At 69.8% G+C, this 8,771-nt stretch carries 9 protein-coding genes; 5 read left to right on the top strand and 4 right to left on the bottom strand.

Translation table 11 applies throughout. The features are described 5' to 3' along the window. Window positions 1-200: 200 nt before the first annotated feature. Window positions 201-1,253, bottom strand: a complete 1,053-nt coding sequence (locus tag ACIHAX_RS37380; RefSeq protein WP_397282373.1) for an aminotransferase class V-fold PLP-dependent enzyme — start codon at window positions 1,251-1,253, stop codon at window positions 201-203. Window positions 1,254-1,326: 73 nt separating this feature from the next. Next, window positions 1,327-1,803, bottom strand: coding sequence for a nuclear transport factor 2 family protein (locus tag ACIHAX_RS37375; protein WP_355081427.1), 477 nt, complete (start codon window positions 1,801-1,803; stop codon window positions 1,327-1,329). A 254-nt stretch (window positions 1,804-2,057) separates the two neighbouring features. Here ACIHAX_RS37375 and ACIHAX_RS37370 point away from each other — a divergent pair, with 254 nt between their 5' ends. The 3 genes from ACIHAX_RS37370 (at window position 2,058) to ACIHAX_RS37360 (ending at window position 4,291) form a co-directional block, all read left to right on the top strand. After that, the gene (locus ACIHAX_RS37370) at window positions 2,058-2,318 is read left to right on the top strand and encodes a three-helix bundle dimerization domain-containing protein (RefSeq protein ID WP_355081428.1); all 261 of its coding nucleotides are present in this window, start codon (window positions 2,058-2,060) and stop codon (window positions 2,316-2,318) included. A 142-nt stretch (window positions 2,319-2,460) separates the two neighbouring features. Next, the gene (locus tag ACIHAX_RS37365; RefSeq protein WP_355081430.1) at window positions 2,461-3,198 is read left to right on the top strand and encodes an IclR family transcriptional regulator; all 738 of its coding nucleotides are present in this window, start codon (window positions 2,461-2,463) and stop codon (window positions 3,196-3,198) included. 226 nt (window positions 3,199-3,424) lie between these two features. Beyond that, window positions 3,425-4,291 carry an expansin EXLX1 family cellulose-binding protein gene (locus tag ACIHAX_RS37360; RefSeq protein WP_364439645.1) on the top strand — a complete coding sequence of 289 codons (867 nt, stop codon included), beginning with the start codon at window positions 3,425-3,427 and terminating at the stop codon, window positions 4,289-4,291. 3 nt (window positions 4,292-4,294) lie between these two features. Here the strand turns inward: ACIHAX_RS37360 and ACIHAX_RS37355 are convergent, their stop codons facing one another. Next, the gene (locus ACIHAX_RS37355) at window positions 4,295-5,974 is read right to left on the bottom strand and encodes an FAD-binding dehydrogenase (protein WP_397282370.1); all 1,680 of its coding nucleotides are present in this window, start codon (window positions 5,972-5,974) and stop codon (window positions 4,295-4,297) included. Then, window positions 5,971-6,609 carry a TetR/AcrR family transcriptional regulator gene (locus tag ACIHAX_RS37350; RefSeq protein WP_355078514.1) on the bottom strand — a complete coding sequence of 213 codons (639 nt, stop codon included), beginning with the start codon at window positions 6,607-6,609 and terminating at the stop codon, window positions 5,971-5,973. The genes ACIHAX_RS37355 and ACIHAX_RS37350 overlap by 4 nt, the downstream gene beginning before the upstream one ends. A gap of 197 nt (window positions 6,610-6,806) precedes the next feature. On the opposite strand from ACIHAX_RS37350, the gene ACIHAX_RS37345 reads away from it, so the two are divergent. Both ACIHAX_RS37345 and ACIHAX_RS37340 read left to right on the top strand, forming a co-directional pair. Beyond that, a complete protein-coding gene (locus ACIHAX_RS37345) occupies window positions 6,807-7,805 on the top strand; it encodes a zinc-binding alcohol dehydrogenase family protein (RefSeq protein WP_397282382.1) in 999 nt (332 codons plus the stop codon). Window positions 7,806-7,952: 147 nt separating this feature from the next. Then, window positions 7,953-8,609 (top strand): cutinase family protein, encoded by a 657-nt coding sequence (locus ACIHAX_RS37340; RefSeq protein WP_397282367.1) that lies wholly within the window; start codon window positions 7,953-7,955, stop codon window positions 8,607-8,609. Window positions 8,610-8,771: the final 162 nt, after the last annotated feature.

Below are 8,771 nucleotides of genomic sequence, written 5' to 3'. Positions count from 1 at the left end.
ATGTCGTCGGCGCGGTTGCTCGGCCAACACTTCGGGCTCGCCCGTTTCGACTGGCCGCGCAAGTAGGCGGCCCGCGGCGGGGACTACCGGGCTCGCGCCGCGGACAGTGCCCGCTCGATGTCGTCGGCGCGGTTGCTCGGCCAACACTTCGGGCTCGCCCGTTTCGATTGGCCGCGCAAGTAGGCGGCCCGCGGCGGGGACTACCGGGCTCGCAGCGCGGACAGTGCCCGCTCGATGTCGTCGGCGCTGTTGTAGAGGTGGAAGGCGAATCGCAAGCCGCCGCCTCGCGCTGAGGCGACCACCTCGGCCTGCTCGAGCCGGGCCGCGAGGTCGCCCGCGCCAGGGACGGAGACGATCGGCGAGGGCGCCTCGACGGGCTCGAAACCCAGTTCGCGCAGTCCGGCACGGAAATGCCCGGCGAGTTCGAGGTCGTGCGCGCCGATCTTGTCGACGGTGAGTTCCTCGATCAGCGACAGTCCCGCCTGCGCCGCCACGACGCCGAGCCAATCGGGCGTCGTGTCGAATCGCCGTGCCGTCGCGGGCAGCGCGGCCGGGCGGTACAGCTCCGCCCAGCGGTCCTCGGCGGCGTACCAACTGGAGCCGATCGGACGCAGCTGCGGGACGAACTCGGGCGGCGTGGCGAGGAACGCGACGCTGCGCGCGCCGATCAGCCATTTGAAGCTGGCGCAGACCCAGTAGTCCGCGTCGGCGAAGCGCAGCGGCAGCCAGCCCGCGGCCTGGGTGGCGTCCACGAGCAAACGCGCGTTGTTGGCCCGGGTGACCGCGCGCAGCTCGGGGAGATCGGCGACGCGGCCGTCCGCGGATTGGACCACGCTCACCGCCACCAACTCCGTCTCCGGGCGGACCTGCGCGGCCAGTTCCGCCAAAGGGACGAAGCGCACGACGAGATCGTCCCGGTACACGAAAGGCATCGAGACCGAGGCGAATTCGCCTTCCGGCAGGAGGACCTCCGCACCCGGTGGCAGTGCGGCGGCCACGGGTGCGATCAGGCCCGCGACACCGCTGCCGAGCGCTATGTCATCGGCGGTGGCACCGTCGAGCAGCCGGGCGAAGCCCGCGCGCAGGTCCGGTACCAGAAGGTCCACTTGGGATGTCGGGCCACTGCGGCCGGTGGCCCAGCTCGTGCTCGCCTCGCGGACCGCGGCCAGGGCGCGGGCGGACGGCAGACCGAAGGAGGCGGTGTTCAGGTAGGTGATCTCGGGAGTGAACTCGTCAGGCGCTAGCGAGGGCATGTTCGCAGCATCCGCCGGGCGGCGCGGGACCGTCCAGCGCCACCGGGCGGATAGTGGACCGTTTTCCCGCCCGTCACTTACCGGGCGCCCACATGTTGGACAGCAACTGGAAGCTGGGTGTGTCCGACAGCGACTGCATGGATTCGTAGATGCGCCGGTAGGCCGTGGAGGCGATGCGCCACTTGCCGTCGTCGTCGCGGCGGTAGGTGTCGGTGTAGTAGCCGGCTCCCCGGATCAGCACCCCGTACTCGGTGGCGAGCACGGTGTCCTCGAAGGCCCAGGATCCCGTGGCCGTCGCGCCGTCGACGCCGATCTCCGGGTGGTTGGCGATGTGGACGGTGACCACCGAGGGGCCGAGATTCTCCCGCATGAACGCGGTGATGGCGTCACGGCCGTCGAGGTTCAGCGGTTCGCCCATGGCGTGGGTGCCGTAGCGCCCTTTCGCGTCGACCGCGAGGGTGTCGGCGAACTCGTCCCACTCTTTGAGGTCGAGGGCACGGAAGTAGCGGTACTTCAACTGGCGGACGGCTTCGATGGCGTCGAGATCCATCTGTCGAGCCTGGCACGCGCAGCCCCCGCAGACAAGAACGTGTTCCATTTTGGTGCGAGTCGGCATCGCGAAGGGACGGATCGAGATCCGCGGGGATCAACTGTGTCGTCGTCCGGAGCGGAGGCCGGATCGGGGACCTCAGCCGCAGGCGAGGGTGTCGAACCGGGCGGGGGCGGGTACCCATATGACGGGCGTTATCGTGCGCCACGACAGCGTCCTGGGTACCGATCCGTCACGACCAGGGGAATCTTGCGATGACCGACCGCCATGCCACCCACGACTCGAACCAGCAGATCCCTCTCGACCAAGAACTTGCCCTCGAGGCGGCCGCGCGGCGCCTGGAGAACGAATTCGACGGCGTTGCCAGCGAAGCCGCGATCGAGGATCATCTCCAGGCCTCCTACGACCATGTCGCACACCACGCCACCATCGTCAACTTCCTGCCCCTGCTGGCCGAGCGGTACACCCGCGAGTGGCTTTTCGCCCTCGAGGATTCCGCGCACGGGTCCGCTTAGCGGCCTCTAAGCTCTACGCGAGCACGCGTGGAGGTTGGCAATGACGGTCGAGGTGATGACCGATTCCGAGACGGGGGATTTGCCGACCGGATCCGGACAGGCAGCACGACCCAGCCAGCCCCCGGCATCGATGATCGAGCGGATGACGCTGATATTGGAGGCGTTCGACGGCGCGACGCCGACGCTCACCCTCGTCGAACTGGCCGAGCGCACCGGACTGCCGCGCTCTACCGTGCATCGCATCCTCGACCAGCTGATCCGGCTGCGCTGGCTGGCGCACGCGCCCGGCGGCTATCGGCTCGGCTTGCGCACTCTGGAGTTGGGTGGCCTGGCCGCCGACCAAAACGAGATCCGCGATGTGGTGAGCCCACTGCTGCACGACGTCTGCCAGCAGACCGGAATGGTGGGCCATCTCGGCGTTCTGGACGGGCGCGATGTGTTGTACCTGGACAAGGTCGGCGGCCGGATCGCCGCCAGCGTGCCCACCCGGCTCGGCGGCCGAATGCCCGCGCACAGCACCGCACTCGGCAAGGCGCTGCTGGCGACGCTGGACCCGAGCATCGTGGAGGCGTCCTTCCGGGATCGCCTGCCGCAACTGACCGCTCGCACCCTCGCCGACCGCGCCGAACTGCATCGCGAACTCGGCCGCATCCGCAACCGTCAGGGTGTCGCCGTCGACAACGAGGAGTCCGTGCCCGGAATCACATGCGTGGCAGTGCCGATTCGCGGTCGCGGCGCGGCGGTGGCCGCGGTGTCGCTGTCGGGCCTGATCGGTGCCGACGCGGTGGCGCCGGACACCGCGCGGCTGGCCATGGCGCTGGCCGAGATCGCCCGTGAGGCGGGGCGAACCCTGTGTCCTCGGCACGCGCGTAGGCTCTAGCTGCATCGCGCGGCCCGGCATCGGTGCGCCCGGCTCCGCCGGATCATTTCCGATCGGCCGCGGCCGTCCCCGGGCGGAATGGCCGAAATTAGCGGTGCGCTTGCTGAATTGCCCGCCTTTCACTGTGAAGAATTTTCGTTCGCTGTGCGCGCGAGCGGCCGGGCTGCTTTCCTGGTGGAGTCAGGATGGACAGTCCGCGAGGAGCCGAGCCGGAGTCGGGGAAGCGATGCACCGGGTACCGATCCAAGAGCGGCCATTCCGTTCCGAATGGCTATGGTTTGCGGCGGGCGCGCTGGCCACCGTCGCGGTGGTCGTCTGGCTGGTGCGGCCGTCGGCGCCGACCTGCGCCGCGGCGCATCCGCTCGACGAGGTGTCCTCGCCGTCCCGATTTCCCGTGTCCGCCGTGACTTTCGCGCCGATCGGGCCGGACATGTCCGCCGAGGTGCGCTACTACGTCTTCGGCACGCGGACATCGTGTTCCTTCCGCGAGCTGCCGCCGGACGGCTACTATGCCGGGCTTTCGACCCGCGACTATGGGCGCGCCGACCTCTGCGGGGCACTGCTGGACATCGCGGGCCCACGGGGGTCGGTCCGCGCGCTGGTGGTCGACCACTGCCCGGCATGCGCTCCGGGACAATTGGATCTCAGCGCTGCGGCGTTCGAGCGGATCGCCGATCCCCGCGACGGAGTGGCGCGGGTCGGCTACCGTCTGGTCCGCGATCCGCAACCGGCGCAGGAGCTGACCTACGAGGTGAAGCCGGATTCGTCCGCGTCCTGGTTCGGCATCCTGTTCGGCGGCACCGGAAACCCATTGCGCGAGGCGGCTGTTCGTCCGGCGGAGGGTGGGCCGTGGAGACAGCTCAGCCGACGGGCCGACAACTACTGGACCCTTTCCGGCGCCGGGCTGGGCCCGTTCACCGCGCGCGTGACGGACGTCTTCGGCAACGAGGCCGAGATCACCGAGGTGCGGGTGGAACCGGGGCGATACTCGGCGGGCACCCGGCTCTATTCCGGCGCGCCGTCGTTCACGTCGTCGCCGTCGCTGGCGACCGCGACAGGGCCCGTCACGGTCGCGTCCGGCTGTCGACGGTAGCGCTCAGGTGAGCCTCGCGGCCAGCGCACGCCCAGCGGCCCGGCCGGAGAAGATGCACCCGCCGAGGAAGGTACCCTCGAGAGCGTTGTAGCCGTGCACACCGCCGCCGCCGAATCCGGCGACCTCACCCGCGGCGTACAGACCCGGGAACGCCGTGCCGTCCGGCCTGATCACCTGGGAACTCAGGTCGGTCTGCAGACCGCCCAAGGTCTTCCGGGTGAGGATGTTGAGCCGGACGGCGATCAGCGGGCCCGCGGCGGGATCGAGGATCCGGTGGGGTTTGGCGACCCGGCCCGCCTTGTCGCCGAAGTATCGGCGCGCGTTGGCGATCGCCATCAGCTGGCTGTCCTTGCCGTACTTGTTCGCCAGTTCCCGGTCGCGCGCGACGATCTGGCGTTCCAGGTCGTCGTAATCCAACTGGGGGCCGCGCGCGATCTTGTTCATGCCCTCGACCAGCTCGCGCAGCGTGTCCGCGACGACGAAATCGACGCCGTGCTGCTTGAACGCCTCGACCGGGCCCGGCGCGCCCTTGGCCACGCGGCTCTTCAAAGTGAGTTTGAGGTCCTTGCCGGTGATGTCCGGGTTCTGCTCGGAGCCCGACAGCGCGAACTCCTTCTCGATGATCGACTGGGTGAGCACGAACCAGGAGTAGTCGTAGCCGGTCTTCAGGATCTCCTTCATCGTCGTGTTCGTATCGAATCCGGGGAAACACGGTGCGGGCAGCCGCTTTCCGTTGGCGTCGAACCACAGCGAGGACGGCCCCGGAATGATCCGGATGGCGTGGTCGGGCCAGATCGGGTCCCAGTTGACGATGCCCTCGGTGTAATGCCACATGCGGTCGCGGTTGACGATGGCGCCGCCCGCGGTCTCGGTGATGGCCAGCATTCGGCCGTCGACGTGCGCGGGCACGCCGGAGATCATGGTCTCCGGGCACGGGCCCAGTCGTTCGGTGGGCCAGTTGCGCCGGATCAGCTCGTGGTTGTGGCCGATCCCGCCGGAAGCCACGATCACGGCCTTGGCGCGCAGTTCGAACCCGCCGACTTCGGTGCGGGACGAGGCGCGACCGCGCTCCAGATCGGTGTCCTCGAGCACGGCGCCACGCACACCGACCACCGCGCCGTCCTCCACGATCAATTCGTCCACCCGGTGACGGAAGCCGAAGCGGACCAGCCCGCGCCGCTCGCCTTCGAGCACGGGCTCGGCGAAGACCCGGACCACCTCGGGGCCGGTGCCCCAGGTGAGGTGGAAGCGCGGCACCGAGTTGCCGTGCCCGTCAGCGGTGGCGCCGCCGCGTTCGGCCCAGCCGACCAGCGGCGTCACGCGCAGGCCGAGGTCGCGCAGGTAGTCCCGCTTCTCGGTGGCCGCGAACCGCACGTACGCCTGCGCCCACTGCCGGGCCCATTTGTCCTCGTCGTCGCGGTCGAACCCAGCCGAGCCGAGCCAGTCCTGCAGAGCAAGTTCGTAGGAGTCCTCGATGCCGAGACGCCGCTGCTCCGGGCTGTCGACGAAGAAGAGCCCGCCCAGCGACCAGAACGCCTGGCCGCCGAGGTTGTTGCGGTTCTCCTGATCGAGCACGTGCACCGTGCGACCGGCCTTGACCAGTTCGTGCGTGGCGACCAGGCCGGCCAGCCCGGCGCCGACGACGAGGACGTCCGCCTCGGGGCTGCTGTGGGACATGTTCATCCTTCGGTTGCGGTGCTGTAGGCCAGCACGACGTGGTGGAAGAGTTCGGTGCGGCGCTCGCGCACGGCGCGGCTGTCCGGCTCCATCAGTACCTGCACGCTGGTGCCGTCGTGGACGGCGATGAGCGCTTGCCCGAATGCCTCCGGATCGGGCACGGTGCGGCCGCCGCGGGCGAGCGCCGCGACGATCGTGGGCATGAGCGCCGCGACGATGGCCTCCTCACGAGCGGCCATCACCCGGCGCAGCGCGGGGGTGCGCAGGGCGTGCGCGGTGAATTCGGCGGTGATCCGGTACCAGCCCTCGTCGACCGGGACCGCCCGTTCGAGTCGCTGGACGGCGGCGCGTACGTCATCGGTGCCCTCGGCCGCGATCTCGTCCAGGATGGCGCTCGCCTCGGTGAGCATCGCCGTGGAGCGCTGCTCCCACATGGCCAGGAAGAGCTCGTCCAGCGAGCTGAAGTTCGAGTAGAACGCCCCGCGGGTGAATCCGGCGCGCTCGCAGACCCGCTCCACGGTGGCGCGGCCGAAACCCTCCTCGGCGAACGCCTCGTAGGCGGCGGTCAGCAGCCGGTTCCTGGTTTCGGCGCGGCGGCGGGTGACCCGGGCGGGCGCGGCCTGCGCGGCATCGGACGTCATCGGGCACCTCCTCGGTCGAGGCGTTGGATACAGGAATGTACTCGATACAGAAACGTATCAGAATTCGCCGGGCCGCGTGGCCGTATTCGCCGAGTAGGGTGATTCCGGCCCGGCCGACGCGGTCGGGGTGCCCATCCGTGTCGATCCGATCGGTGCGAGGTGATCCGATGAGCGAGGTTCGCAGCGGTACGTCCGCGATGCGTTGCTGGCGGGTGCGCAGGCCGGGTCCTATCGAAAGCGGACCGTTGGACGCGGAGCGAACACCCGTCCCCGAACCCGGTCCCGGCGAACTGCTGGTGCGTGTGCTGGCCTGCGGCGTGTGCCGGACCGACTTGCACGTGGCCGAAGGCGACCTTCCGGTGCACCGCGCGGGGGTGGTGCCGGGGCACGAGGTCGTCGGCGAGGTCGTCGCGGTCGGCAGGGCCGCGGAGGGTTTCGCGGTGGGGGACCGGGTGGGCATCGCCTGGCTGCGGCACACGTGCGGCGAGTGCAAGTTCTGCCTGCGCGGGGCGGAGAACCTCTGTCCGCATTCGGCCTACACCGGCTGGGACGCCGACGGCGGCTACGCCGAATTCGCCTGTGTGCCCGCGACTTACGCGCTGCGCCTGCCCCCGGGCTACTCCGATGCCGATACCGCCCCGCTGTTGTGCGCCGGCATCATCGGGTACCGGGCGCTGCTGCGGGCCGCCGTGCCGCAGGGCGGGCGGCTGGGGATCTATGGTTTCGGCGGCAGCGCCCACATCGCCGCTCAGGTAGCCGCCGCGCGCGGAGCGGAGGTGCACGTGATGACGCGGGATCCGGCGGCGCGGGAGCTCGCCGCCGCGCTGGGCGCCGCCTCGGTGCGGGGCGCGGCGGATCCGCCTCCGGTGCTGCTGGATTCGGCGATCCTGTTCGCCCCCGTCGGTGAGCTGGTGCCGCCCGCGCTGGCGGCGCTCGATCGCGGCGGGATCCTCGCCGTCGCCGGTATTCATCTCAGCGACATTCCCGCCTTGAACTACCAGCGGCATCTGTTCCAGGAACGAGAGATTCGCTCGGTGACCGCGAACACCCGCGCGGATGCTCGCGAATTCCTGGCTTTCGCCGGCGAACACCGGATACATCTGACCACGCACGGGTATTCCCTGGACAGGGCCGATCGGGCGCTGGCCGATCTCGCGCACGGACGATTTGCCGGTGCGGCGGTTCTCCTGCCGTAGAACACGATTCGGCGCTGACTCCGTATCGGTCGGATGGAGTTCCTTGACCGCCTCCTCAGCCGTTCTTACCTTCGCGGATATAGCCGAGTAATTGTCACTGACAAGTGTCGCTCGGCTGTCTCACAACGGCGTGAGTAGGTGAGTACGATGGCCAACCGGAAGGTAATCCAGTTCGAGAAGTGGCGTGTAGTAAGGGCATTCGCCGTGCTACTGCTCGTCGCGGGTTTCGGGGCTGCGACGGGAATGCACGCATGGGCCGCGTCCTGTGCGGCGGTCGACGTCGTCGTCGCCAGAGGCACTCATGAACCCGGGTATCTGGGTTCGGTGGTGGGCGATCCGCTGTACGACGCACTGTGGCAAGCGCTTCCGGTCGATTCGCAGGAATATCGAGTGGACTACCCCGCCGACCTGCTCGATCCGTCCTCGATCAGCCGCGGCACGCAGGACATGACCGCGCACCTGATGTGGCAAGCGGAGAACTGCCCGGACCAGCGGTTCATCCTGGTCGGCTTCTCGCAAGGAGCCGTCGTCACCCACGGGGTGCTCGGCACCGGCATCGTCACCGTGCTCGGTGGCATCTACTCGCTGCCCGGAGATCTGGAATCCCGGGTGGCGGCGGTGCTGCTGTTCGGCGACCCGATCCGGCTGATCGGCTGGAACGTGCCGGACCGATACGCCGGGCGGACCGGAAACTACTGCGCGAGCGGTGATCCGGTGTGTGAAGGCGGCATCCGTCCGGCCGCGCACACGGACTACCGGTGGGCCATGTGGCCCGCCGTGGAGTTCGCGGTAGACCGGATGTGACATCCCGAGACGGGAAATCCGCGGGGTGGGGGGGGCCCCCCGGGGGGGGCCCCCCCCCCCCCCCCCCCCCCACCACCACCACCACCCCCCCCCCCCCCCCCCCCCCGCGGCGCGCGCCCACGCACGCCGGCCCGCCAGCCCGCGCGCGGCCGAGCGGGGCCG

The organism is Nocardia sp. NPDC051929 (assembly GCF_044548645.1).
Lineage (GTDB): Bacteria > Actinomycetota > Actinomycetes > Mycobacteriales > Mycobacteriaceae > Nocardia > Nocardia sichangensis.
The sequence above is the reverse complement of the archived record's forward strand: the minus strand, read 5'-3'. Positions and strand labels throughout refer to the sequence as shown.

What these genes read in the sequence shown, in the direction of transcription:
- ACIHAX_RS37345 (WP_397282382.1), top strand. Translation starts at nt 6,807, where the DNA reads ATGCGTTGCTGGCGGGTGCGCAGGCCGGGTCCTATCGAAAGCGGACCG.
- ACIHAX_RS37370 (WP_355081428.1), top strand. Translation starts at nt 2,058, where the DNA reads ATGACCGACCGCCATGCCACCCACGACTCGAACCAGCAGATCCCTCTC.
- ACIHAX_RS37360 (WP_364439645.1), top strand. Translation starts at nt 3,425, where the DNA reads ATGCACCGGGTACCGATCCAAGAGCGGCCATTCCGTTCCGAATGGCTA.
- ACIHAX_RS37350 (WP_355078514.1), bottom strand. Translation starts at nt 6,609, where the DNA reads ATGACGTCCGATGCCGCGCAGGCCGCGCCCGCCCGGGTCACCCGCCGC.
- ACIHAX_RS37365 (WP_355081430.1), top strand. Translation starts at nt 2,461, where the DNA reads ATGACGCTGATATTGGAGGCGTTCGACGGCGCGACGCCGACGCTCACC.
- ACIHAX_RS37340 (WP_397282367.1), top strand. Translation starts at nt 7,953, where the DNA reads ATGGCCAACCGGAAGGTAATCCAGTTCGAGAAGTGGCGTGTAGTAAGG.
- ACIHAX_RS37375 (WP_355081427.1), bottom strand. Translation starts at nt 1,803, where the DNA reads ATGGATCTCGACGCCATCGAAGCCGTCCGCCAGTTGAAGTACCGCTAC.
- ACIHAX_RS37380 (WP_397282373.1), bottom strand. Translation starts at nt 1,253, where the DNA reads ATGCCCTCGCTAGCGCCTGACGAGTTCACTCCCGAGATCACCTACCTG.
- ACIHAX_RS37355 (WP_397282370.1), bottom strand. Translation starts at nt 5,974, where the DNA reads ATGAACATGTCCCACAGCAGCCCCGAGGCGGACGTCCTCGTCGTCGGC.